The organism is Thermococcus aggregans, from assembly GCF_024022995.1.
Taxonomy (GTDB): Archaea; Methanobacteriota_B; Thermococci; order Thermococcales; family Thermococcaceae; genus Thermococcus_A; species Thermococcus_A aggregans.
This window is the reverse complement of record NZ_CP099582.1, coordinates 592913-617220: the sequence shown is the minus strand read 5'-3', so window position 1 is coordinate 617220 and position 24308 is coordinate 592913. Positions and strand designations below refer to the sequence as shown.

Annotated in this window: 22 protein-coding genes; 5 read left to right on the top strand and 17 right to left on the bottom strand. The window is 43.1% G+C overall.

Translation table 11 applies throughout. The features are described from left to right. Positions 1-9: 9 nt before the first annotated feature. The 4 genes from NF865_RS03495 to NF865_RS03480 form a co-directional block, all read right to left on the bottom strand. On the bottom strand, positions 10-1353 hold the full coding sequence (locus NF865_RS03495) for an ABC transporter permease subunit (protein ID WP_253305211.1): 1344 nt from the start codon (positions 1351-1353) through the stop codon (positions 10-12). Next, positions 1350-2252: a carbohydrate ABC transporter permease gene (locus tag NF865_RS03490; protein ID WP_253305210.1), complete on the bottom strand. Its 903-nt coding sequence runs from the start codon at positions 2250-2252 to the stop codon at positions 1350-1352. The genes NF865_RS03495 and NF865_RS03490 overlap by 4 nt, the downstream gene beginning before the upstream one ends. Before the next feature lie 49 nt (positions 2253-2301). Continuing rightward, on the bottom strand, positions 2302-3633 hold the full coding sequence (locus NF865_RS03485; RefSeq protein ID WP_253305209.1) for an extracellular solute-binding protein: 1332 nt from the start codon (positions 3631-3633) through the stop codon (positions 2302-2304). Between the two features lie 167 nt (positions 3634-3800). Then, positions 3801-5783 (bottom strand): alpha amylase N-terminal ig-like domain-containing protein, encoded by a 1983-nt coding sequence (locus tag NF865_RS03480; RefSeq protein WP_253305208.1) that lies wholly within the window; start codon positions 5781-5783, stop codon positions 3801-3803. An 84-nt stretch (positions 5784-5867) separates the two neighbouring features. Here NF865_RS03480 and trmBL1 point away from each other — a divergent pair, with 84 nt between their 5' ends. The 3 genes from trmBL1 (at position 5868) to NF865_RS03465 (ending at position 8847) form a co-directional block, all read left to right on the top strand. Beyond that, positions 5868-6893, top strand: coding sequence for an HTH-type sugar sensing transcriptional regulator TrmBL1 (trmBL1, locus tag NF865_RS03475; RefSeq protein ID WP_253305207.1), 1026 nt, complete (start codon positions 5868-5870; stop codon positions 6891-6893). A 32-nt stretch (positions 6894-6925) separates the two neighbouring features. Then, on the top strand, positions 6926-8293 hold the full coding sequence (locus NF865_RS03470; RefSeq protein ID WP_253305206.1) for a glycogen/starch synthase: 1368 nt from the start codon (positions 6926-6928) through the stop codon (positions 8291-8293). Between the two features lie 101 nt (positions 8294-8394). After that, a complete protein-coding gene (locus NF865_RS03465; protein ID WP_253305205.1) occupies positions 8395-8847 on the top strand; it encodes an HIT family protein in 453 nt (150 codons plus the stop codon). Here NF865_RS03465 and NF865_RS10495 read toward each other — a convergent pair. The 3 genes from NF865_RS10495 to NF865_RS03450 form a co-directional block, all read right to left on the bottom strand. Beyond that, a complete protein-coding gene (locus NF865_RS10495; protein WP_253305204.1) occupies positions 8830-9582 on the bottom strand; it encodes a YbaK/EbsC family protein in 753 nt (250 codons plus the stop codon). The genes NF865_RS03465 and NF865_RS10495 overlap by 18 nt on opposite strands. Continuing rightward, the gene (locus tag NF865_RS03455) at positions 9572-9859 is read right to left on the bottom strand and encodes a hypothetical protein (RefSeq protein WP_253305203.1); all 288 of its coding nucleotides are present in this window, start codon (positions 9857-9859) and stop codon (positions 9572-9574) included. The genes NF865_RS10495 and NF865_RS03455 overlap by 11 nt, the downstream gene beginning before the upstream one ends. Positions 9860-9931: 72 nt before the next feature. Continuing rightward, positions 9932-11215, bottom strand: a complete 1284-nt coding sequence (locus tag NF865_RS03450) for an RNA-guided endonuclease InsQ/TnpB family protein (RefSeq protein WP_253305202.1) — start codon at positions 11213-11215, stop codon at positions 9932-9934. A gap of 154 nt (positions 11216-11369) precedes the next feature. Between NF865_RS03450 and NF865_RS03445 the strand changes: the two genes are divergently transcribed. Beyond that, positions 11370-11627 (top strand): hypothetical protein, encoded by a 258-nt coding sequence (locus NF865_RS03445; protein ID WP_253305201.1) that lies wholly within the window; start codon positions 11370-11372, stop codon positions 11625-11627. 2 nt (positions 11628-11629) lie between these two features. Here NF865_RS03445 and iorA read toward each other — a convergent pair whose 3' ends face one another. From iorA to NF865_RS03410, 7 genes are all read right to left on the bottom strand, one after another. Continuing rightward, on the bottom strand, positions 11630-13516 hold the full coding sequence (gene iorA / locus NF865_RS03440; RefSeq protein WP_253305528.1) for an indolepyruvate ferredoxin oxidoreductase subunit alpha: 1887 nt from the start codon (positions 13514-13516) through the stop codon (positions 11630-11632). Positions 13517-13592: 76 nt separating this feature from the next. Further along, positions 13593-14273 carry a DUF4152 family protein gene (locus NF865_RS03435; protein ID WP_253305200.1) on the bottom strand — a complete coding sequence of 227 codons (681 nt, stop codon included), beginning with the start codon at positions 14271-14273 and terminating at the stop codon, positions 13593-13595. Between the two features lie 5 nt (positions 14274-14278). After that, positions 14279-14959 (bottom strand): diphthine--ammonia ligase, encoded by a 681-nt coding sequence (locus tag NF865_RS03430; protein WP_253305199.1) that lies wholly within the window; start codon positions 14957-14959, stop codon positions 14279-14281. Between the two features lie 61 nt (positions 14960-15020). Next, the gene (locus NF865_RS03425; RefSeq protein ID WP_253305198.1) at positions 15021-16103 is read right to left on the bottom strand and encodes an ABC transporter ATP-binding protein; all 1083 of its coding nucleotides are present in this window, start codon (positions 16101-16103) and stop codon (positions 15021-15023) included. A gap of 11 nt (positions 16104-16114) precedes the next feature. Beyond that, positions 16115-16984 (bottom strand): carbohydrate ABC transporter permease, encoded by an 870-nt coding sequence (locus NF865_RS03420; RefSeq protein ID WP_253305197.1) that lies wholly within the window; start codon positions 16982-16984, stop codon positions 16115-16117. Further along, a complete protein-coding gene (locus NF865_RS03415; RefSeq protein ID WP_253305196.1) occupies positions 16981-17922 on the bottom strand; it encodes a carbohydrate ABC transporter permease in 942 nt (313 codons plus the stop codon). Before NF865_RS03415 ends, NF865_RS03420 begins: the two co-directional genes overlap by 4 nt. An 11-nt stretch (positions 17923-17933) precedes the next feature. Continuing rightward, complete coding sequence (locus tag NF865_RS03410; protein WP_253305195.1) at positions 17934-19568, bottom strand: ABC transporter substrate-binding protein; 1635 nt, start codon at positions 19566-19568, stop codon at positions 17934-17936. 262 nt (positions 19569-19830) lie between these two features. Here NF865_RS03410 and NF865_RS03405 point away from each other — a divergent pair, with 262 nt between their 5' ends. Next, positions 19831-20982, top strand: coding sequence for an inositol-3-phosphate synthase (locus tag NF865_RS03405; RefSeq protein WP_253305194.1), 1152 nt, complete (start codon positions 19831-19833; stop codon positions 20980-20982). Here the strand turns inward: NF865_RS03405 and NF865_RS03400 are convergent. From NF865_RS03400 to NF865_RS03390, 3 genes are read right to left on the bottom strand one after another with little or no spacing between them, the layout of a single operon-like run. Next, positions 20979-22205, bottom strand: coding sequence for an alanyl-tRNA editing protein (locus NF865_RS03400; RefSeq protein WP_253305527.1), 1227 nt, complete (start codon positions 22203-22205; stop codon positions 20979-20981). The genes NF865_RS03405 and NF865_RS03400 overlap by 4 nt on opposite strands. 44 nt (positions 22206-22249) lie before the next feature. Next, a complete protein-coding gene (locus NF865_RS03395; RefSeq protein WP_253305193.1) occupies positions 22250-22894 on the bottom strand; it encodes a V-type ATP synthase subunit D in 645 nt (214 codons plus the stop codon). Between the two features lie 25 nt (positions 22895-22919). Further along, complete coding sequence (locus NF865_RS03390) at positions 22920-24308, bottom strand: ATP synthase subunit B (protein ID WP_253305192.1); 1389 nt, start codon at positions 24306-24308, stop codon at positions 22920-22922.

The following is a 24308-nucleotide window of genomic DNA, read 5'->3' as shown; positions in this document are numbered from 1 at the left end:
TTTACCACCTCATTCCTTTAATCCTCCAAGGGTAAGCCCGCTTCTTACGTAGTTTTGGGCTAGTAGGAACATTATAAACACGGGCAATGCGAATATCAACGCAGCCGCAGCAAATTGATTCCATGAAATAGACCTCAAATTCGCAAGCATTGTGTATAGCCATACGGTTAGAGGATAATTTTCCTGGTTAAGGAGCAAGTTAGCAAGTATGAGCTCTGTCCATCCTCCAATGAATGCGAATATTGTCACAGTAGCTAATCCCGGAAGGGCCATTGGAATAAGTACGTGCCTTATAATCTGCAGGTATCCTGCACCATCAACCAGTGCTGCTTCGTCAAAATCTGGAGGAATTGAGTCCAAGTAAGACTTTAGGAGCCACGTGTTGAAGGGGACGTTCCCAGCTGCATAGATTACGGGTAAAACAAAGATGTTATTTGTTAAGTGAAGCTTTACCAGCATACCGTACAAGGCAACCAATCCTGCTATTCCCAATCCTCCTGCAACTTGGGTGAACATCAAGTAAAAGTAAAGTATATGTTCCCTTCCAAAGAACTTAAGCCTTGAAAACGCGTATGCTGAGGGAATTACGAATAGAAGTGTCAAGATAACTGTAAGGCTGGCTATCAGCAGGCTTCTCTTCATGTAATCTGGAACCTCTCCTCCCACTTTTGCTAGGCGAATAAACGCAAAGTTAGTGGCGGTGAACGTAGCTTCTTCAGTTGATATTACGCCTCCGTCTTTTATGACCATTTCCACATTTTGGGCTTCGTAGGTATTCTCATCAATTTTGTTAAAGTTAGAGAGGTCTAAAGGCACTTCATTGGGCGAACTGACTGTTATTATCACTTTTTGTGCAGACAGCTTGAGGTTTTTAACACCGCCAGTGCTCTCAATACGCTGGGCATTTAGCTTTATTGATTCGCCTCTAACAATGATTTTAGTGCCATCTGGCTCTTCTCTATCTTCTCCTCCTTTCCTTTCAAGTATCTCTGTGTCTATCAACGTAAACCTGCTCGAATAACTTCCCGTAATTTTAGCATCGTAAATCTCTATCTCGTATCTGTTTAGGGAATCCTTTATAGTACCCTTTTTAGCTTCTATCTCAAAATTAGTTGTTTTTATCAGTCCCTCGGTGTGACCAAAGAGTAATTCTTTGTAATTTGAGAGAGTCACTTTATCTGGAATTAAGTCAATTTCAGTAGTGGCAAGGGTTCCAGAGGGCTTAACTGATAGCATCGCCATGTAATACACTGGGAAAAGCAGAATTGCCAAAACAAAGAGAGCTAAGAGAGTTAGCGCAAATGACTTTAATAACTCATCTTTTCGCTTTGGTAGTTCAATTTTAAGCTTCATCCCTTAACTCCCTCCTGCAGCCTTGTTATCTTCATGTTAACAAACATGTAAATCGCAAGAACTATTGTCGCAATGAGCAAAACGGCCGCTGCTCTTCCATAATGGGGCACCGAACTGCCGAAAGCTTTTCTATATCCATAAAGAAGCAAGAATCTGTCTTCGAACAGGCCTGCATTGTAAATGAACGGCACAAGGAAGTACTGAAAGCTTGCCGCAGAAGTTAGAATCGTGGCAAAGGCAATGGGTTTGCTCACAATGGGTATAACCACTTTTGTCAACCTCTGCCAGTAGTTTGCTCCGTCAATAATCGCTGCCTCAATGAGGGTGTCCGGAACACTCTGGAGAGCTGAAGTTATAACTGTCATCATAAATGGATAAGCCAGCCACACTTCAATTATGTTTAAAGCGATAAACCCCCAGGTTACATCCGTCATCCAGTCTGGCGGATTCGATACTCCCAAATCCCTTAAGATTATGTTAATTGGGCCAACAACAGGATCAAACATAAAGCGCCACACCATAACAGAGAAAAGCAGTGGTAATGCCCACGGAATTATTAGCAATGCCCTATAAAAGAACTTGCCCTTTACGTATTTGTTATTGTATAGGACGCTTAAAAGAATTCCAACGACGACTTTCAAAGTCACGCTGGTTGCTACAAAAACCCAAGTCCACACAAAAGCTGACCTGAACTTTGAATCGCTCAGCGCCCACTTAAAGTTCTCCAATCCCACAAACCTCAATGGCTCAGCGTTAGGAGCCTGTATTGGGAAATTACCTAACTTAGCGTTTGTGAATGCAATGTAAACAGAGTACAAGATGGGATATATGTTAAAAAACAGGAACGCTATCATACCAGGTAATATCAAGGCGAGAGCAGCTATTGTTTTTTTGTTCATTTACTCACCTCCCAAGAATCTGAAAATAGAAGAAAGAAAAGATAATACATCAGCTACCACTTAGAGCATCAAGTATTTCTTTTTGCGCATCTTGGAGAGCTTGTTCAATGGTCTTCTTTCCGGATATTATGTCTGTAATTGCAGTTGACACTGGGCCCCAAACGGCACCCATTTCTGGGCTCTTGGGCATTGGAATTGCATACTGGACTGCTTGACCAAAGCCGTAGAGCACTGGGTCGCTTTGGATTTCTGGATCATTGAGGACTTCAGTAAGAACTGGGATATATCCGTTCTGGAGTGAAAGGGTCTTTATGACGTCTGGGTTTGTTGTGAACCACTCAAGGAATGTCCATATTGCATCTTTCTTGCTTGGATCGTTGAGCTTTGCAACGTAGATAAGTTTGACTCCACCGTATGGGTGAGGTCTGTGCTGGTCATCGATAGGTGGTAGTGGAACAACACCAAAGTTAATTCCTGCTTTCTTAACGTCAGGAATGCTCCATGGACCATTGACCATCATTGGGGCCTTTCCATCGTGGAAGATGCTGACTTGAGCGTTGTAGTCTTGAGTCTTAGCTACATAGGGGAATATCTGCTCAAAGAAGAACTTGAAGCCTTGCAAGGTTTCAGGCTTGTCAAGACCTGGGGTCTTGGTCTTATCATCAAAGTAGTAGCCACCAAATGCGTGAACCCATCCTGAAATGAAGTACGGATCAATTGGAGTAGCAAGACCATAAGTTCCTTCAGCTTCATTGTAGTACTTCTCCATGATTGCCTTCATCTCATCAAAGGTCTTTGGTGGGTTTGGAACCATGTCCTTGTTGTAAATTAAAGCCACAGTCTCAGCTCCGTAGGGCATCGCATAGTAGTGCCCGTCATACTCAATAGCCTCTTGGGCCATTGGGCTGAACTTGCTTAGAACTTCAGAGGTTATGTATTCATCAATTGGTTCTAGAAGACCAGCTTCAGCAAACTTTCCAATCCAATCGTGAGCCCATATAAAGAGGTCTGGACCTTGGCCAGCAGGAATTGCAGCTTTAAGAGAAGTCTCCAAATCAGCTTTCTGCTCAAGCTGAATATCAATGTTTGGATGCTCAATTTCGAACTCGGCAATTAAGTCTTCAAACGCCTTAAGCTCATTCGGACCAATTGCATGCCATATGACAATTGTTACTTTTTTCTCTTCGGTTGTTGTAGTCGTTGTTTGAGTTGGAGAGCTTGTAGTTGTTTGGGTAGTTTGTGTTGTTTGTGTAGAGCTTGAAGTAGTAGTCGTTTGCGTTTGAGTAGAGGTAGTAGTTGTTTCACCACCAATACATCCGCTTGCAACCACTCCAATTGCCAGCACTCCAACCAACAATAAAGCAAATAGTGCCTTCTTCATGAATATTCACCTCAGTTGGATATTTCAAGCTTAGTATCATCCTCAGTGATATATATACCTTACGCTTTATTGTCCAAGAATTGACAAATGCATTAAAAAGAACAGCAATGTCAAATAGATGAGTAAAAAAACTAAAAACATCACAAGAGCTTTAGCTGGATAACAACTCACAGCTCTTTAATAACAATACTGGAATACGGCCCTAGCTTGTTGGTTGCTTTATCAAATGAGCCACTCTGAAACAATATTTCGAAGGAACTAAGCAAAGGCAAGTGCTCCTCGTGCCTTGAATAGTTGATTCCCACTAAAATCCTTTCCCCATTTAGCTCTCTCCTGTATAACAACAATCCCCCTCTAAACTCTAAGGGCACAAATGCTCCTATCTGCAGCGCTTTGCTAGTCTTCCTGAGTTTTATTAGCTTTTTAACGGAATAAAAGATGTCCATATCCCACTTCTCCATATCCCACTCCATAGGCGCTCTTGAACGCTCCATAAAAGGGGCATCCGCATTTTCCATTCCAATTTCATCCCCGTAGTAAATGGCTGGGATTCCCCTATACGTAAAAAGAAAAACCAATGCGCAAAGGTATTTTCTCTTGTTCTTCAGTAAACTAAGCATTCTGTCCACGTCGTGGTTATCTAAAAAGTTGTACATCACATACTCCACAGGGCCGTAGTAGGCGCTTAAAAGCTCAAGCCAATTAAGGAATTCTCTTGCATCAATTTCTTTCTCGACAAAGAACCTTAAGATCGCTTCGTACAGGGGATAGTTCATAGTCCCGTGGAACTTGTTGAATATCCACAATCTTGCATCGTCCATTACTTCCCCAACTAAATAGACATCGCCAGGCAATTTTTCTCTAACGTCCTCCCATACCTCCGGCGGGACACCGTGTGCAACATCCAATCTCCAGCCGTCGGCTCCTTTTTTAATCCAGTACTCCATGACATCCCTAATGAATTCTCTCACTTTTTTGTTGTCGTGGTTTAAACGGGGCATTAACCATACGGAATAAAAGCTTTCGTAGTTCCGTTTAATTGATTTAAGTCGCTTATACTTTTCATCCCAAGGAAGTTCCGAGGCTAGAATGTCGAGAAACTCCTTTGTAACAACTGGAAATCCGGTTATGCGGTAAAAGTCTTTGTACTCACTGTTTTCTCCGTTTTTCACTACATTCTGAAAATAAGGGTGGAAAAAGCTTGTATGGTGAAATACTCCATCAAGAATGAGTTTTATATCCCTTTTGTGCAGTTCTCTTGTTAATTCTTCAAAAGCCTTGTCTCCCCCAAATTTCCGAGCAACATGGTAATAATCCACCACATCGTATCCGTGATACGTCATTGACTCAAAGATGGGGGTTAAATAAATGCTGTTTATTCCCAGCTCGGTTAGATAATCAATTTTTTGAATTATTCCCTCCAAGTCTCCCCCATAGTGATGAGAATTTTTAAGATCTATTGGATCTGTTTGGTCGTTTTCTGGGTTTCCATTGAAGAACCTGTCAGGCATTATCTGATAGAAGACCCTGGTTAAAATCCACGATGGTATTTTGTATTTTTTCTCATGCTCTTCTATATTGACATCAAAGTCCCCATACTCTATTGTCCCGCTTACTGTTTGCACCCTAAAGTAATAGTTCAGGCTCTCTTTTTTTGGAAGCCTTACCTCGAAGTAATCAAAAAGCTCATCGCTAGCTTTTTTTCTCATTTCCCAGTTCTTTTCTTCAATTAGAAAAGCCTTTTTGACTACTCCTCTAAGCGCTCTAAGGCGTATATAAGTGTAATCACCAATAGAATACAAATGAGTGAGACAAGGATAATGATAAATTTCTTCCCCTGAGAAAATTTTTGCAACGCTGGCTTCTCTTTCGGCTTTGTAAGATAATCTTCGAAAGTACGTCTTTTCCTTATTTTCTGGGTCGAGTATCTGCTTGCCATCAACTGAAAAAGCATAATACCAAATTCCTTCCGGAAGTGCAACTGTTATGTGCCACCTATCTCCTTTTTCTTTCATTCTAAAGCTTCCTTCATTGAATGCGTTAAAATTTCCCAAAAGGTAAGCATAAGAACCCGCTTTCGGTATGGAAAACTCTATGATTCCAACCTTCCCGAAGTAATCGTCCTCTTTAAATCCGAAAATTTTATACATATTAAACACCTCTAATGATTGAGTATCACCACCGATGTTTAAATTATTGGAAGTGAATATAAAAATTCTTTGGGAGGAGAAACAATGAGAGAAGAAGAGATAATTAAAATGCTCCAAAAGCTTGGTTTAACAAAATATGAAAGTTTGGCATACATTACTCTTCTAAAACTCGGAACAAGCAAAGCAACAGACCTTACAAAAGAAAGTGGAATTCCTCATACCAGAATATACGATGTCCTAAGCTCTCTCCACAGAAAAGGGTTCGTGGACATTATGCACGGAACCCCAAGAATGTATAAACCAGTAAATCCAGAGATAGTTTTCAAAAGGCTTGAGGAAGAGCTCCTAAATGATATAGAATCCGTAAAAAATGCCCTTCTTGAACTTTACAAGTCCGTACATGGAGAAGACATACCAGAAATCTGGACTATCCATGGATTCGAGAACACTTTAGAGAGAGCAAGGTATATAATAAGAAGTGCAAGGAGAGAAGTCTTAATAAATGCTCCTTTTGAGTTTCTAAGGTTGCTTAAAGACGATATCAAAAAGAGACGAGATGCCATATTCGTAATTGTAAGCAACTTTGAAGAAATTCCCGACTGGCTTAGCAAAGAAAACGTGATTTTAGCTAAAAACGGAGGAGCTCCGTGGTTAATGGCAACCTGGGTTATAGGAGACGTAGATTACGCACTCTTTTTCGGAGCACTTCCAAAAGACAAGAGAAAAGAGAAGTTCTACTCCTTCTGGGGCAAATCTCCAAAGTTAATCCAGAACTACATGCATTGGTTCTACACAATGTACTTTGACAACAGCGAGGTCATAAAACCTGTTGAATACGAGAAGCTCAAGAAACCCTTTGAAATAGCCAACATAAGAACCCTTATAACGATTCTCAAACAAGCAGGGCTGCCAAGAACGATAGAGGTTATAGGCCACTTCGTAGATACAAGAGAAGAGGCAACGCTAAAAGGCCAAGTTGTTAATTACGAGTACACATCGCTGACGGCCAACATAACGCTTAAAGACGAGAAAGGGAAAGAATGGAAAGTGGGTGGACTGGGAAGTTACTTTGAAGACATCGAAGGGGAGAAATTCATTTTGTTGGATTAAAGATTAAATTAGATTAAAATGGGGGAAACGGTATGAAAATACTAATGCTTGGCTTTGAGTATTTGCCAGTAAAGGTTGGAGGACTTGCGGAAGCTCTCACCAGTATTGCCGAAACTTTAGCAAAGCTTGGCAACGAGGTCTGGGTTTTTACACCCTCTCATGGCCATATTGAAGGAAAAAAACTCCTCGAGCTTGAAATTAAGGTTTATGGCGGTAAAGAAAAGGTGAGTGTATACGAAAGAATTCAAAACGGAGTTAGGGTATTTGCCCTAAGTAGCAGCTTACTTGACAACAAGGACGTTTATGGCCCAGGATGGGAGGGAATACTCAGCAAAGCCGTGCAGTTTGGAAAAGCAAGCGTTGGTCTGTTGAACTTTTTGATAGAAAAGGAAGGAAAACCAGATGTGTTGCATTTCCACGACTGGCACACCGTCTTTGCTGGGGCATTGATTAAAAAGTACTTCCAGATTCCTGCGGTATTTACGATCCACAGACTCAACAAATCAAAGGTTCCAGCTTACTATTTCCACGAATCCCATCTTAGCGAATTGGCTCCCTACACTGATATAGATCCAGAATACGTGGGAGCTTATATAGCAGATGTTGTAACAACCGTAAGCAAAAGCTATCTCTGGGAAGAATGGAACTTCTACAAAAACTTTGAAGGAAAAGCTACCCACATTTATAACGGAATAGCACGCGACTTCTGGAACGAGGAACTGCTGGAAAACAGAGACTTGCCAAGGGAAGAGAGAAGAAGAAAGATCCTAGAAAGCTTAGGGTTAAGTGATGGAACCACGTTCATGTTTATTGGAAGGTTTGATAGAGGACAAAAAGGGATTGATACGCTCTTAAGAGCAATCGAACTTCTTGCGCAAAGCTATCCGTCCGAGTTTTCAAAAATGCGCTTTTTAATAATCGGAAAAGGAGACCCAGAACTCGAAAGCTGGGCTCAATCCTTAGCAACGAAATACCCAGAAAACGTCAAGGTAATGACTGAAATGTTGAAAAGAGAATTCACAAGGGAGCTCTACGGCAGTGTTGACTTTGTGGTAGTGCCATCGTACTTTGAGCCCTTCGGATTAGTCCAGATGGAGGCCATGTGCTTGGGGGCAATCCCCATAGGATCAGCCGTGGGTGGAATAAAAGACACCATAATAAGCTTAGATGAAGACGAAGAAAACGCCACAGGCCTGCTAGTTCCCCCAAGAGACCCAAGCGCTCTCGTGCAAGCATTCTTAAGAATGGCTAAGCTCAAGGAAGAAAATCCGCAGCTAATAGAAAAAATGCGCCAGAATGGAAAGAGGAGAACAGCTGAGTTCACGTGGGAAAAAGCCTGCAGGAGATACATGAGGGCATACAAAAACGACATAGACAAAGCAGTTGATTTCCTCAGATAGGCATCAGCACCGAGATTTATCCTCACCACTCGGAAGCGGCCAAGCTCATCATCTGCCAAAGTTTTTAATTCTTTTCCCCTTATAACATTAGAGGTGAAAACATGGACTGTCCATTCTGCAATCCACCTGAAGATGCTCTGCTCTACGAAAACGAATACATTAGAATACTCATAGATTCTTATCCCGCAAGCAAGGGGCATCTTCTTGTAGTTCCAAAAAGGCATGTTGAAAGCCCAAAGGAACTTAAAGAAGATGAAAAACTAGCCATAATGAAAGGAGTAGAGCTGGCAATCAACAAGCTGGAGGAGGCTCTGAAACCAGATGGGTTTAACGTGGGAGCAAACCTCGGAGAAGCAGCAGGCCAAACGGTGAGCCATCTCCATATTCACGTGATCCCTAGGTATAGAGGGGATACCAACTTTCCGAGAGGAGGGATAAGAAAAGCTGTTTTGAACGTTGAGGATGAAAATTTGAACCTAAAAGAAAAATGGGTTAGAAACCGCCTCACATCTCAAGAAAAAGAGAAGTTGAGAAAACTATTCGCTCACATCTAAAACCTCAGCCTTCTGGAATTCTACGATTTTCCTCGGACTTAACTTGCTCAGCCTAGTTATGCTTCCTCCTCCGCCAATTACGAATTCTTTTTCAAGAACCTTCTTATCCACAACTGTCTTTATTGGAATTCCCACCGGGGGAACTTCTCCAATCTTATAACCGGTTATCTCTTCCACTTCCTTTGGTTTCGCCATTCTGACGTTTCCAAAAATGTTTTTCAGCTTCTCCAAGCTTGCCTTTGATTTCCCATCAACTATGACCAAGAGAGGCTCGCTCTCGTTTACAATGAAAACCAGAGATTTGATTATGTTCTCGGGCTTAACACCCAAGAGTTCAACAACTTGGCTTACGCTTTTTACTTCTCCTTTGGCATCTATAATCTCTCCTCCCAGCTCCTTAACAATCTCCTCCACTCTTACCACCTTCGCAGGATACTTCTCCTCATTCTTCTTCAACTTCCTTGTTAGGGCTTCATCGAGGTCAATACCGAGTTCATGCGCCAGAAGAGTGAGATATATTATTACGTCAGCAATCTCATCTGCAATTTCTTCTTTCTTCTTCGGGTCTTTGATGCTTTGAAGTATCTCCTCGTTAGTATCCCATTGAAAGTGTTCCAAAAGCTCTCCAACTTCAACAGCCAGTGAAATCGCAAGATTTTTTGGAGTATGATATTTTCCCCAAAAACGTTCATCCCTAAATTGGACTACTTTCTTTTCTATTTCTTTAAAATTCATGGGCCCTCATCTCCTTTAAAAGTGTCAGGTATTCCAGTAACTCCTTCAGTTCTTCTTTTGAAAACCTTTTCCCAGCATCTTCCTCCGGCTCAAGTGATGATAAATACTCCCGTATTTTGTTCAACCTATTAAGCTCATCCTCCAGCTCAAGAGACCTCTTGGTGAACTCCCACGAAGTGTGCGGGCTCTCAAAAATCCTCTGCTTGCTACTGACTATAGCTATCTTTACATTTGCTATTGCTTCATCAACCAATTCTAAAAGTTCTTTTATCTTCATCTTTCACACCATTGACAAATAATCAAGTAAATTATTTAAAGTTGAGTCTGACTTCCTTCCCGCCTTGGAGGGTTAACCCCCCGCCATTGGCAGGGAGGTTTGAGGGGTCGGGAACCCCTCTGGCCGGGTCTTCGGCCAGTTACCCCTACCTCCCGCTAAAGCGGGGAGGCTCGGGGTTATCGTTTTTACTACCTTCTTTAAAATGTTGAAAGCACCAACCAAGTTGGCATTCATTACAACGCCCTCTCTACGGCACTTGAATAAACCCCTAAAGAGTCTCCCATTAGCATGCCGCTGACCACAGAGAGGGCAAGTTTGAGAGGTAAAGGCTTCATCAACAAGCAATACTTGAATACCACACTCTTCGGCAACTTCCGTCAAGCGTTTGATAACGTAGTTAAAATGCCAGACGTGAGAGAGGATAAAATTCTGCTTTCTGCCCTTGTTAGACTCTCTTGCAATATCCTTAGGATATCCAACCACAATCTTGCCAACCCCTAACTCGTAAAGCCTTCTAACGGTCTGCCTGACTGCAGTGTTGATGTAATGCCTCGCTTGTAATTTAGCCTTCTCGTGCATTTTCCTGAGTTTTCTGCTCGTTTTACATCCAGACTTGTTGAGTTTTGACTGGTATTCTGCAATTCTCTTTTGCCAGTAAAAGGCAATGCTCTTCAACGGCCTCCCATTTACGAGAAAACTCTCTCCATTTTCCACGTAAACGGCCATTAAATTGTTTACACCCAAGTCAATGCCAGCCGTGAGGTCTCCTTTGGGCTTTCTTGGGAGTTTGATCCAAGAATCCCTCTCCAGTCTTTCCCCAACAGTATAGCTGACGTGAGCATACCATTTCCGCTTGACTTCATCGTAAACAATTTCCAGCCTTCCCTGTTTACCCCTCAAGTGTATTCTCCCCTTGAACTGGATTCTTAGCCTTCCAAACTTTCCAAGGCGTCTTAACTCGATGATATTCCCTTCAATCTTGTATTGGTCATTCCTTAGGGGGATGATGAAGAGCTTTCTCTCATGCTTTTCCTTGATGAATTTTGGCAGGTTTGGCTTGAACCATTCTGGAAGCTCTCCCGATTTTTTCTTTTTGTTTAGGGAGAAGAAGCTCTGCCAGGCTTCGGCGTTTTTTCTCGCCAGCTGCTGGACTGTTGAACCGCCAATCCAGTTTTTGAAGGTGTGGTAGGCTTGTTTTTCTGTTGTTGCGAAGTCTATTTTGCCGAATTTTTTGAGTTGTTTTAGCCTCTCATAGTTGATTTTATTCCAGATTACTGCCGTGGGTTGGGCTAACTCGAAGAGGATTTTCTCTTGCTCCTTTGAGGGCTGGAGTTTAACTATTACCGTGTGTTTCATATTTACTGTCCCTCATCGTTTTTATATAATGCTTTTGTGTTTAAATACTTTCGTTTCACTTTTCTAGATAGTTGCTATTCTTTCGAATATCGCACCCAGCCCTGAAGGGCGATGTTTAAAAAGAGAAAAGTCAAACTAAAAGTGGGGGGATCTCATGGACTTTGCTCTATTTATGGAAAGGTATGGGTACAAAATCCTTCTAGGAATAATGGCAGCAGTTGTTATAGGCATTTTTGCAATACCAGTCCTTGGACTTGTGAAGGTCATGAAATTGTACGGGCTAGAAGTTGGACTTGTAATCATTATAGTATCAGCACTCTATGGCTTTACTGTCTGGAGAAGGTATGCGAATGCCTATGGGCAAGCCCAAGGAAAGTACTTCTATGACGATAAATGGTATAAAAGAAGGTGAAATCACTTTTTACCCGGATAGGCTATTGCATCAAATGGACAGAGCTGTTCGCATAGCCCACAGCCCGTACATATGAGCGGGTCAATTCTCATCTTACCCTTTTCTTCGTCGAATACTAGCGCTGGACACCCGGTTAGAAGGGCACATGCCTTGCAGCCTGTACACTTGTCTTCTATAACTACCGGAATTTCTCCGATCTCCCCTCTTCTCAGCACTGGAATTACACATTCCCTCCTTGCTATTATCACCGCTGGCCCCTTGACCTGCATAGCCTCCTTTATGGCCTCTTTTGTTGATTTCAAGTCATAGGGATCGACTGTTTTTACGTACTTCACCCCTAATGCCTTTACAAGGCCTTCAATGTCTATCTCATTGAAGTTCCTACCTGTTTCACTCCCCCCAGTTCCAGGATGTGGCTGGTGCCCAGTCATTGCCGTGGTTCTGTTGTCAAGGATCATCACGAGGACGTCAAGATTCTTATAAACCGCATCAATCAGAGGCTGGATTCCATTGTGGAAAAACGTGGAGTCACCTATCGTGGCAATTATCTTCTTGTTCATAGCTATGCTCTGACCGTTGGCTAAGCTAATGCTTGCTCCCATAACGTATTCTGTCCATATGGCCTCAAGAGGCGGGAGAAGGGAGAGAGCATAACAGCCTATATCTCCGTGAATTGGCACTTCATCCTTTTTGAACTTTAACTCTCTAAGGGCATCGAGCAGAGCTCTGTAGGAGCCCCTATGTGGACAGCCGGGACACATCGTGGGAGGTCTAGATGGAGCTAGGTTTTCAGCCTCTTCGACTTCTTTGGGCTTTACGTAGTCCTCACCCTTCTTGCCGAGGAGTTTTAAGAGGGCGTTCTTAACTAACCTGGGAGTTAGCTCCCCTTCCAGAGGTAAATGCCCAGTACGTTTGCCGTATATAGGAACTCTTATCCCTTCTTCATAAGCCACTATCTTTACTTCCTCCTCCAAAAACGGTGCGCCATCCTCCACAACTATTGCTTTTTTGACCCCTTTTAGGAACTCCACGACAAGTTTTCTCGGAAGAGGATGGGGGGTTGAGATTTTAAGGATTTTGAATCCCCCTCCAAGCTTTGAAACAACCTCTTTTACATAGTTGTAGGGAGCTCCCTCAGCTATAATTCCAATTTCTCCTTCTCCCTCAACCCGGTTAAAGCTCAAATTCTCAAACTCAGCCTCAATTTCCTTTAGTGTTTTATTTAGCCATTTGTGTCTCTCGAGATTGCCCTTCATCGACGCCCTCACGTATCTTGGAATGTCCTTCTCAAACTTTGGCTCCCTCTCAAGCTTAACGAACTCTCCAACCTCAACATCGGCTGTAGTGTGGTTTACTCTTGTGGTCGTCCTGAAAATAACTGGGACTTTGTACTTCTCACTTAACTCGTATGCATACTTTATCAAGTCGTGAGCTTCTTGAACATCCGCAGGCTCTAAAACAGGCAGCAGAGCAAGTTTTCCGTAGTATCTATCGTCTTGCTCCGTTTGAGAAGTGTGCGGCCCAGGATCATCGGCAACTAAGATAACCAAACCGCCTTCCACACCAGAATAAGCGAGACTCATTAGAGGATCGGCGGCAACGTTAAGACCAACACATTTCATTGTCACAAGTGCCCTAAGACCCGTGTAGGCAACACCTGCGGCTTCTTCAAGTGCCACTTTTTCATTTGGTGCCCATTCAGCGAAGATCTCGGGATTCAGCCTCGCTATTGTCTCAATAACTTCAGTAGAAGGTGTTCCCGGATAGCCCGTCGCAAATGAAATCCCGCTTTCGAGTGCGCCATATGCAATTGCTTCGTTTCCCATTAGAAGCTTTTTATTCGATTGCTTGGGAGAAGTTATTGAGGAGCTTGAATTAACGGTTTTCATATTCACCACCATAATTTCTTCGTTTTAAGTCTATAAAATTTATAGTTCGAAGAAAAACTATGAAAATCGAAAATATTTAGAATCTAGCCTCAAAAACCATAAATGTTCTCGCTATTGGATTCGGATAAACTTGCCACTCGAAATCTTCCTGTTCTATAGGCACTTCTCCGTAAAGGCCACCCTCTCTTGGATCAAGGCTCTTCCCCAAAATTTTGGATTCTAATATCCCAACTGTCATGTACCTTGGCAGTCCAATTCTCACAAAGCCTTCTTTCATTGCATATTCAATTCCCCACTTCACAGAATAAATCCCAGCATAAAGCTCCGCTATTCTGACGGCAACGCTTTCCTTTCCTATGGCCAAGATTTCAATCCCTGTTTCTTCCCAAAATCTTTTAGCCAATGGCTGTAAATCTTTGCTAAGTTCGTGCCATACGGCCTTTCCTCTATCGGAAATCCTCAACGCGTCTATGGTTGGATCGTCGAGCTTCCTAACTTCTATTCCTCCCAAGGTAGAGTCAAGATGGATAACGTCAGGCTTTACTTTTTTTGCAAGCTTTAACGCCAGAAAGGCTTCATCTCTCAGAGCCCTGCTTCCATTAATATCGTAATTAAAAGGGTCGGAATACTTTACTATGCTCATCTTGGCGGTTCTATAGGGCTTCTCAACGAGAACGGCCGCTGTTGCTATTAAGCCAATTGGGTTATAGTTTTCATCCAATAATGCTCCTCCAGTGTCCGCTGAGACTATCCTCATAGGTATCACCCTTTCGGTTCTAAATGGGCCTTTTTAACTCTCAAAACCCCAGAGGCAGTGTAGGTATCCCACTTCTTTTCGGTCTCATCAAAGACAACCTTTGCTTTGAAAAATGGTGCATCCCTAACAAAAGTTTCAAACTCTCCGCCTTCCCCGGCTATGTGAACTCCGTATTTCTTGTTGAGTGTTTTTAGCTCTTCAAGGGCTTTTTCGTCTATTCGTCTTCCCAACCATCTTTCATCCAAACCATAGGCTGAGACGCCCACTATAACTACATCGAAGCCCTCAAGAATTAGAGTTCTCATATATTCTTCGGGGTCAGCTTTCCAGAAGGGTACAAAGACCTTTACTCCAAGCTCCTTTGCAACTCTCTCAACTCTCTCTTTCTGATATTGACTGGCTAATGCTCCGGCAACGACACCATCTATTTTCAATCCCTCAAGGACTCTCTTCAAATCCTCGACTTCCCTTTCCTTCTCACCCTTTGTGAACCCCTTAACGAGTGGAATTCCAATGGCCCTCGCCTGGAGCTCTGTGAGATGAACGTTTGGGACATGGTACATGTAGCTCTCTTCATTCTCAGAATGCATTGTAACGAGATATTTAACCTCAAAACCTTCCTTTAATGCCCAGTAGAGGGCATATGTAGAGTCCTTCCCTCCAGAAAAAAGTACTGCAACTCTCATTTTTAACCCTCTTCGCGTTTTTGAGAATAGTTAAGCGAGGCATTTAAAAAATTTTGGAAAATCAGAGATACTCCAAGGCCTTTTCCGTTTTCTTGTCAAAAAGAACTATTTTGTCTTCGTCCGGCACTACCGTTACTTTTTCGCCGAATCTAAAGTGTTCTCCTTCTGGTGCAAACACTTTAACGAAAACATCGCTATCGACTGCCACCGTTACAATCTGCTCCCTTCCCAATGGCTCAAAGGAGTAAACTTCTCCCTTAATGCCCTCTGCTTCTCCTCTAACTATCTCCGCGTCATGTGGTCTAAAGCCAAAGATTACCTCTGTTATGTTCAGTTTTTTAATGATCTCCCTGTAGTGCTTCGGCACTGGAATTCTGCTGTGGTATATCCTAAGCATATCTCCCTCTACTTCTGCCTCAACAAAGTTCATAGGTGGGCTTCCCAAGAAGCCTGCCACAAACTTATACATAGGTTTGTAGTAGACCTCATCGGGGTCTCCAACTTGCAGGATTTTTCCATCTCTTATTATCGCTATCCTGTCGGCCATTGCAAGAGCCTCAGCCTGATCGTGGGTAACGTAAACGGCAGTAATCCCCAGTTCTTTTTGCAATCTCTTTAGCTCAGCCCTAACTTCCAACCTCAAGAGGGCATCCAAGTTGCTTAAAGGCTCGTCTAGGAGCAGAACATCAGGTTCCTTAACGAGTGCCCTTGCTATTGCGACTCTCTGCTGCTGTCCACCGCTAAGCTGCCATGGATATCTGTCTAAAAGGTGATCTATGTGGAGCATCTTTGCTACTTCCCTTACTTTTTTCTCTATCTCTTCTTTGGGGACTTTTTTAAGCTCAAGAGGGAATGCAATATTTTTGAAGACCTTCATATGGGGATAGAGTGCCCAGTTTTGAAAAACTAACCCAACGTTTCGGTCTTTTGGTGGAACCTCGGTAACATCTCTTCCATCAAAGTATATTCTTCCGCTTGTAGGCTTGTATATCCCAGCTATCGTGTAAAGCAAAGTTGACTTGCCGCTTCCGGAAGGGCCAAGCAAAGCAATAAATTCCTTGTCCTCTATTTCTAGGGTGATATTGTTAAGCGCCGTGAAGTCTCCAAATTTTTTGGTTATTCCGTCGAGAGTTATCTTCACCATTTCCCCTCACCTCATCCCTTTATTCCACCTGAATAACCTTGAAGGAGCAACTGCTGGGCTGTTAGGAAGAATACTATCGTAGGCAGGAGATACAGAGTTCCAGCTGCTGCTATTAACGGCATGTGTGAATACTCAGCCTCAATGTTCGCCTCAATAAATGTTGCAAGTGTTTGGTCAATTAGGAAGGTTCTAACGTAGATTAGATCCTGCCAGCCAGCTAAAAAGCCAAACAATGCCACCGCAAGTATTCCCGGCTTTATTAAAGGAAGCATTATTTGCCACCATACCCGTATCCTTGAAGCACCATCGATTATTCCGGACCACTCAAACTCCCAAGGGATTGTATCAAAGAACCCCTTCATAAGCCAGACGGACATCGGTATCTCAAGTGCCGCTCTGGCTAGGATTACGTAAAAGAAGGAGTAAAACCTAACAAGAGAGGGCTCTTGGGGGAAGGTAAGCCTGTAAAGCAGGTAAACGCCCACTATCAAAGCAACTCCCGGAAAAGCGTGAAGCATTAGAAGGAGAAGCATCATTAATTTTCTTCCTTTAAACTTCATCCTCGAAAGGGAGTATCCGGCAAGCGTGCTTACTAGCGTAACTATACCCGAAACTCCAAGGGCTACTATAAGGGTGTTTAAGGTTATTTTCAAGATGTTCTGCCTTATTCCTCCAGTTATTGCCAATTTTCCTTGGAAAACGTTTATCCAGTTCTCAAGGGTTAGTCTAAAAGATTCAGGACTTAGATTGGTGACCATATCCTTGCTGAAGCTCGAAATGACCAAGAGCGCAAATCCCAATATTAGGGGAAGGCTCGCAAGGAGTATTGCAGAGACTATTATCCACTCCCCTTTCTTTGGTCTTGTTTCAACGTCCTTCATTCTATATCACCCCTGGGCTCGTGAATCATTTTCTCAAACTGTAGCACTTTTAATGTAACAAACCCTCCAATAATGCCTAGTATGGAAAGCAATACTGCTGCCGCAGCTGCTAAACCTTGATCTTGCTCTCCTCTTCCAAATGCGGTGTTGTAGACGTAAAGGGCAAGCGTTGTTCCGTAGTCTCTGCTTATCAGATCCCACTGGACGAGGAGGAACAAGTGGGGGTAGGTTGTTAATAAGCTCAAGAACTGCCAAGTTAACACGTAGAGGAAATGCCATTTCATCATTGGAACCAAAATCCTTTTGGAAATCTGCCATGCAGAGGCTCCATCAACTCTCGCAGCTATAATAAGCTCCTTCGGTATCTGATTTAAAGCTGAGGTAAATACTATCATACCAAAGCTAACTCCTACAAGCCCATTAACAAAGATAATTATGCTCCAAGCTCCCCAAGGAACTATTTGACCCCAGGGGATGGGCTGAGATATCACACCAAGCTTCATAAGAATTGAATTTAAAGTTCCAATTTCGCTACCATGGAAGAAGTAGTACCATACCAGACTGTAAACGGCTATGGGAGACATTCTAGGCAATAACCAGAGAAGCCTAATTGCTGATGCCGAGCTTTCGTTTATAAAGAACGTTCCCAAAGCTAAGAGAAGTCCTCCAAAGACGTTTATAATAAGAGTTATGCCAACAAAAACGACGGTAGTTAGAAGGACAGTTCTCATTAGCGGGTCATGCTGAAACATGTGAAAGAGCCTCTGGTAGTTGTAAAGCCCAACAACTTCGGTTAAATACCTTTCAATATTCCAGTTCCTCATCTTTGTAAAGCTTATGTAGATTGTAAACACTAAGGGAATTAAATAAAATAGGCCAACCATTATCACCATTGGGGAAAGAAAAAAGGAAAGGTTTCGAAGCTTTTCCCCTTTCATTGCCCATCACCTCATGGGAATTTCCAGTCTTTTGGGATTTCCCCCACTATTTCAACGTTTTGTGCCAATTCTGGGTCCGCATTGACCTTTTGAATGATGTAGTTAACGCCTTCTTCTGGTGTCATTTCTCCCCTTAATACTTTATCCACCGCCTCTTTGAAGATATCAGCCAACGCTGGATACTTCGGATGTGCTGGAGCCAGCTTCGTGTATTCAAGCATGTAGCTTACATCGGCAAGGAATTTAGCGTTTATTGGGTGCACCGTTGTGGCAACGATGTCCTTTATGTTTTCTTTTACCTTGGGATCAAGCTTAAGGTTGAGGTTCTTCAGGTCGTTGAGCCACTTTTCGTCACTAATCAGCTTTGCGGCCTCTTTCCTAACCGGTAGGTGAGCGCTTATCACGCTGTGGATGGCGTTTATGTCCGGATCACTTGCCTTTATTACCATTAAGAACGCCAGCTTGTGGTAGAGATCCTTGAGCTCCTCGTATTTCGGATTCTGCTGACCGGCCTTGGAGTTTATCATCCAAACGAATGGCTGGCTAAGTGTGACGGGCTTTAGGCCTTTTTCGCCAGCAGGGAATAGTGTGTAAGCGAACCAAGCTTGGACTTCTTCTGGTTTCAAAGGCCTTGGGGTACCTTCTTTTCCATAGTACTCCTTGGTCTGCCATTCTGTCCAGTACCATGTACCTCCAATGTCAAACAGAGTTCTTCCTTCAACTATTGTAGGATGAATTTGCTTTGCCCAATCCCAGCTCATTATGTCCTTAGGAAGCAGCCCATCTTGGGCGAACTTCCATTCAACATAGAGCCACTTGTAGATTGCTGGAACATCTACTACAAGCTTTCCGGAGTCTTCGTTGTACAGCTTGCCACCGAAGGCAAAAATGAATTGAATCAAGTCTGGATGTGCGGATCCTTTTCTGTGAATCAATCCCCACTCAACTACTCCGCTTTCCTTTGCTTTTTTAGCCCAGTAGTAAACATCGCTCCACGTGAATTCTCCATCCTTAACTTTTTCTTCAATTCCCTCCAAGTTAAAGCCAATTTTTGCTGCAACGTCCTTCCTTATGTATAAAGGCCTAGCCTCTGTATCCTGAGGCAGACCGTACAATTTGCCATTGAATTTTGATGCTTCTATGAGTGAGGGGTAGAAGTCGTTTATCACGCTTCCATACGCGTTTGCGTATTCGGTTATATCCAGAATGTAACCTTCATTCGCAAGAGTCGATAGGAACGCGTAAGAATTAGCGAAGAAATCTCCAGCTTGTCCCAGAGGTTGTTTGCTGAGATATTCTTGATAAGCATCTTGGAAAGATGCAACATAGTGGGTATCCGTTATCGTTATCTTCACATTAACTCCATTTTCTTCCCAAATTTTGTTTATCCTCCTCGCTGCTTCCACGATTCCATAGACTCTCATCACGCTATTGGGGTCTCCAGATCCCCATGCGGAGAACTTTACTTCATTTATCCCATTGCTTTCAAGCGCCTTGCCTATTGCCACGACATCCTTTACAAAGTCTCCTGTTAGCTCAACGCTTGTCGTTTTGGTTTCTGAAGTCTCCTGTGAGCCAATGCAGCCACTGGCGATTACTCCAAAAAACACCACTGCCACCAATAGTACTCCCATCTTCCCCTTCACAGCCACCACCTCGAAAAAGCTCTAGGATTCAAGATGCCAAAAGCGGCATTGAGCTTATTATATTAAGAACGTAGCAGCGGAGCTACCGACGATATTTTGGACATTAAATTTTATAAACTTTATGTGACTTAAATTTTATTGGGACTTTTGTCTGCTTGGCATGTGCGCCATCAAAGGTTGTTGGTGTATATCTGCATAAAATATTCACAGACAAAAAAATATTTAATACACATAAAACAATAAACAACGAGGAGGTGAAGACATGGTTCGTGTTGTGATACTTGGCCAAGGGTATGTGGGGAGCATTTTTGCTCTCGGAGTAGAGAGAATAAAGGCAGGAGAGCTCGGCTACTATGGAATTCCCCTTCAGAACGAGCTTCCAATAAAAGTTGAGAACATAGAAATCGTCGGAAGCTACGATGTTGACAAAAGCAAGATCGGAAAGTCCCTTTATGAGGTGGTGAAAAACTACTGGGACGGCGAAATTCCAGAAACCTTGAAGAACGTGACCATAAGGAAAGGAATTCATCTCAGAAGCCTAAGAAACCTCTCCATAGAAGCTGAAGGACTTGAAGACGAAATGACTCTTAAGGAAGCCGTTGAAAAACTCGTTGAGGAATGGAAAGAACTCGATGCAGATGTTATAGTTAACGTTTGTACAACCGAGGCTTTTGTTCCCTTTGGCAACAAAGAAGAGCTTATAAAAGCAATCGAAAATAACGAAAAAGAAAGATTGACCGCAACTCAGGTGTATGCCTACGCTGCAGCCCTTTACGCAAAGGAAAGAGGAGGAGCAGCTTTTGTAAACGCCATTCCCACTCTAATAGCCAACGATCCCGCGTTTGTTGAACTTGCTAAGGAGAGCAACTTGGTTATTTTCGGTGACGATGGAGCAACCGGTGCAACTCCATTAACAGCAGACATCCTATCTCACTTAGCCCAGAGGAACAGATACGTTAGAGACATAGCACAGTTCAACATCGGAGGTAACACCGACTTTCTTGCTCTTACTGACAAGGAGAGAAACAAGAGCAAGGAGTTCACTAAATCAAGCGTCGTTAAAGACATACTTGGCTACGATGCTCCGCACTACATTAAACCAACCGGATTCCTCGAACCTCTCGGCGACAAGAAATTCATTGCCATGCACATAGAGTACGTCAGCTTTAATGGGGCAGTTGATGAGCTTGTAGTAACTGGAAGAATCAATGACAGCCCAGCCTTGGCAGGACTGCTAGTTGACTTAGTGAGGTTGGGCAAAATGGCAGTAGAAAGAAAGGAATTTGGAACAGTCTATGAAGTCAACGCCTTCTACATGAAGAACCCAGGGCCAAAAGAAAAGTGCAACATCCCAAGGATAATAGCCCACGAAAAGATGAGAATGTGGGCAGGATTAAAGCCAAGATGGCTTTAGTCCTTCAGCTTCTCTTTTATTATTCTTTCCGCCACTTTAAGTACTTCTTCTGGCTTTGCCTTGAATCCTCCTCCTCTTGCCAAAACGTCGCTTCCGCCTCCACCACCACCGACTTCTCTGAGCACTTCTTTAAGAAGCTCCTTCATAGAAATGCCTTCTACATTCTTGTTCTTTGCAAAAATGACATAATTGCTCCCAACTGCCAAAACTATCGTGTTGGGGTTCTTATCCACGAGGTATACAATAAACGCCTGCGCGTCTTTCATATCCATCAATTCAACGTAGGAGACCACCTTTACCCTACCAATCTCATAGGCATTAGACAGCAGAGCTTTACTTTTCCACTCCCATAGCTCCCTTCTAAGTTCTGCTTTTTGTTCTTCAATTGCCTCAAGCTCTTTCTTTAGTTCCTCTACCCTTTCAATTAGAGGTCTGTTTTTGTTGTGCATCCTGTCCAAGCTTCCCCAGTAATCCTCTAAGAGCTTGTCTAGGTATATAAGCGCTCTATACCCGCAGGCAAACTCTATACGCCAGATGTTTTTGGTTTTTCTGTAGAAGTTAAGAACCTTTATGAAGCCAACTTCTCTGGTGCTTTTTACGTGGGTCCCTCCGCATGGAATTAAATCAACGTCCCCTATTTTCACTATTCGAATTTTTCCCGACACCTTTTTGGGCAAAGCTTTCCTGAGGGCCGAGCTTATTTCTTCGGGAAGTTCGTCATATTCCTCAACCTCTACAGGGATATCTGCCCAAACAACTTCATTTGCCTCAAGTTCTGCAGCAAGAATATGCTCCCAAGTTAATTCTCCATCAAAATTGATCTCGATTTTATTGTAATCGGGGAAGATCTGGAATCCCGTGGTATCGCTGTTGTACATTCTTTTCAGGATTGCAGAAAATATATGCTGACCAGTATGTTGTCTCATGTTTTCGTATCTCCATTCCCAGTCAAGTTCAAGCTCAACTTCCTCCCCTTTCTTAGGAGATCTGCCTATAAGCTTTCCCTCATGCCAAATTTTATCTTTTCCCTCTACTTTTTCGACTTCAATCCTAAAACCCTCTCCTTTTATTACCCCTCTGTCGCTGGGCTGTCCACCACCTTCGGGGTAGAATATCGTCCTATCGAGCAATACCCTAATTCTACCCCCTTCAACCTCAACATCCTCTACCTTTGCAGAAGCTTCCCTTAGGTATGGGTTCAAGTAGAACAATTTAAGTGTCATAGTTCTCACCACAGAAGAGTCTCAATAAAAAGATAAAAAGCTAACTAAGTCTGAGCCTTAGCCTCAAGAAGCGCCTTGACTCTCTTCAATCTGAAGAAGTTTTCCCTTTCCATCTCATCCAAATGCTGGCTTATATACCTCACAGTTTCCTTCATTCTTGGGATGATAATGTATTCCAGAGCGTTAACTCTTCTTTTTGTCTTTTCAATTTCCTTGGCGAGTCTTTTTAATGTCTCCTCCACTTCTGCCAGCTTTACAGCCAGCTCAAGAACTTCTTCAAATTTTTCCGAAGCGATATCTACTTTGGAAGAACTTGAGACAAAAGCATACCCCCTCTCACTGGGGTTCCTTTTAAACTCCTCCGCCTCAATTAAAGGCACAGGCACTCCCATAATGTTTCTCTTCTTAATCTCTATCTCTTTATTTGGCTTTACACTGAGGGCTATTTCATTAAGCCTGACAACTCCAGTATCTATCTCGGCCAATCTAAGCTGTTCAAATGCTTCCGCTATTTTCTGATTGAGCTCTCTTCTCAGTGCCAGAGCCTCATCGTATATTGTGAAGAATTCCATTATAAGGGCATCCTGCTTTTCCTTGAGGATTTTATGTCCCTTTTCAGCTAGTTTTATCCTTCTCTTTAGTCTCAAAAGCTCCATTCTGGTTGGCTTGACCTTCAGTATCTTCGTCATTTAACTCACCTCAAAATAAAAGAGGTCAAGAGGAGCGCCTGTACTTTGGATGGTACTTCTCTATGTACTTCCTCTCCACTCTCTTGAGCTCTGACTCTGGCAGTATTGAGAGGAGTTCCCATCCAAGATCGAGAGTCTCAAAGATACCTCTGTCTTCATCATAGCCCTGAGCGACGAACTCTCTCTCAAACCTGTCTGCAAATTCGAGGTACTTTCTATCAGTCTCACTTAGGGCTTCTTCACCTACAACCGCTACAAGGTCTCTCAAGCTTCTGCCCTCAGCGTAAGCCGCATAAAGCTGCTGGCTTAGCTGAGAGTGGTCTTCTCTTGTTCTTCCTTTGCCTATACCGTCCTTCATCAATCTGCTAAGGCTTGGAAGAACATCAATTGGTGGGTAAATGCCCTTTCTATGAAGGTCTCTGCTCAAAACTATCTGTCCTTCCGTAATGTAGCCCGTAAGGTCTGGGATTGGGTGGGTAATATCGTCGTCGGGCATCGTTAGGATGGGCATCTGGGTTATGCTTCCTTTTCTTCCCCTAACTCTACCGGCCCTCTCATAAATTGTTGCCAAGTCAGTGTACATGTAACCGGGATAACCTCTTCTTCCTGGAACCTCTTCTCTTGCTGCCGAGATTTCACGCAGAGCTTCACAATAGTTGGTCATGTCTGTGAGGATAACGAGAACCTGCATGTCGTAATCGAAAGCTAGGTATTCCGCAACAGTAAGGGCCATTCTTGGGGTAATAATACGCTCAATGGCTGGATCATCTGCAAGGTTAAGGAACAGCACTGCTCTCTCAATTGCTCCGGTTTCTTCAAAGCTCTTCTTGAAGAAGTTTGCCTCTTCGTAGGTGATACCCATTGCGGCAAATACTACAGCAAACTGCTCCTCTTCACCTAAAACTTTTGCCTGTCTTGCGATTTGAGCTGCAAGCATGTTGTGTGGCAGACCGCTACCGCTGAAAATTGGGAGCTTTTGACCTCTAACCAAGGTGTTCATACCATCTATCGCAGAGATACCGGTTTGAATGAAATCCCTTGGATATGCTCTCGCTACGGGGTTGAGAGGTGCACCGTGAACGTCTCTCCTGTCCTCCGGGATTATCTCCGGGCCGCCGTCAATTGGCTCACCGATACCGTTGAATATTCTTCCAAGCATGTCCATTGACACTGGAACTTTAAGCGTCTCTCCAGTGAACCTAACCCTTGTTGTCTTTACATCTAAATCTCTGGTTCCCTCAAAAACTTGGACGATAGCCAAGTCCTCTCTAGCCTCTAACACCTGTCCCTTTCTCTTTTCTCCGCCCTCTACTTCTATTTCAACGACTTCACCATAAGCCACTCCTTTAACTCCCTGAACCACCATCAAAGGACCGTAAATCTTGCTTATTGTGGAGTATTCCATTCCGGGCAT

Coding starts and splice junctions, on each gene's coding strand:
- NF865_RS03455 (WP_253305203.1), bottom strand. CDS start 9,859: ATGAAGATAAAAGAACTTTTAGAATTGGTTGATGAAGCAATAGCAAAT.
- NF865_RS03480 (WP_253305208.1), bottom strand. CDS start 5,783: ATGTATAAAATTTTCGGATTTAAAGAGGACGATTACTTCGGGAAGGTT.
- NF865_RS03430 (WP_253305199.1), bottom strand. CDS start 14,959: ATGAGAGTTGCAGTACTTTTTTCTGGAGGGAAGGACTCTACATATGCC.
- NF865_RS03470 (WP_253305206.1), top strand. CDS start 6,926: ATGAAAATACTAATGCTTGGCTTTGAGTATTTGCCAGTAAAGGTTGGA.
- NF865_RS03415 (WP_253305196.1), bottom strand. CDS start 17,922: ATGAAAGGGGAAAAGCTTCGAAACCTTTCCTTTTTTCTTTCCCCAATG.
- trmBL1 (WP_253305207.1), top strand. CDS start 5,868: ATGAGAGAAGAAGAGATAATTAAAATGCTCCAAAAGCTTGGTTTAACA.
- NF865_RS03490 (WP_253305210.1), bottom strand. CDS start 2,252: ATGAACAAAAAAACAATAGCTGCTCTCGCCTTGATATTACCTGGTATG.
- NF865_RS03400 (WP_253305527.1), bottom strand. CDS start 22,205: ATGACACTTAAATTGTTCTACTTGAACCCATACCTAAGGGAAGCTTCT.
- NF865_RS03485 (WP_253305209.1), bottom strand. CDS start 3,633: ATGAAGAAGGCACTATTTGCTTTATTGTTGGTTGGAGTGCTGGCAATT.
- NF865_RS03425 (WP_253305198.1), bottom strand. CDS start 16,103: ATGGTGAAGATAACTCTCGACGGAATAACCAAAAAATTTGGAGACTTC.
- NF865_RS03465 (WP_253305205.1), top strand. CDS start 8,395: ATGGACTGTCCATTCTGCAATCCACCTGAAGATGCTCTGCTCTACGAA.
- NF865_RS03390 (WP_253305192.1), bottom strand. CDS start 24,308: ATGCCCGGAATGGAATACTCCACAATAAGCAAGATTTACGGTCCTTTG.
- NF865_RS03405 (WP_253305194.1), top strand. CDS start 19,831: ATGGTTCGTGTTGTGATACTTGGCCAAGGGTATGTGGGGAGCATTTTT.
- iorA (WP_253305528.1), bottom strand. CDS start 13,516: ATGAAAACCGTTAATTCAAGCTCCTCAATAACTTCTCCCAAGCAATCG.
- NF865_RS03420 (WP_253305197.1), bottom strand. CDS start 16,984: ATGAAGGACGTTGAAACAAGACCAAAGAAAGGGGAGTGGATAATAGTC.
- NF865_RS03450 (WP_253305202.1), bottom strand. CDS start 11,215: ATGAAACACACGGTAATAGTTAAACTCCAGCCCTCAAAGGAGCAAGAG.
- NF865_RS03435 (WP_253305200.1), bottom strand. CDS start 14,273: ATGAGGATAGTCTCAGCGGACACTGGAGGAGCATTATTGGATGAAAAC.
- NF865_RS03495 (WP_253305211.1), bottom strand. CDS start 1,353: ATGAAGCTTAAAATTGAACTACCAAAGCGAAAAGATGAGTTATTAAAG.
- NF865_RS03445 (WP_253305201.1), top strand. CDS start 11,370: ATGGACTTTGCTCTATTTATGGAAAGGTATGGGTACAAAATCCTTCTA.
- NF865_RS10495 (WP_253305204.1), bottom strand. CDS start 9,582: ATGAATTTTAAAGAAATAGAAAAGAAAGTAGTCCAATTTAGGGATGAA.
- NF865_RS03395 (WP_253305193.1), bottom strand. CDS start 22,894: ATGACGAAGATACTGAAGGTCAAGCCAACCAGAATGGAGCTTTTGAGA.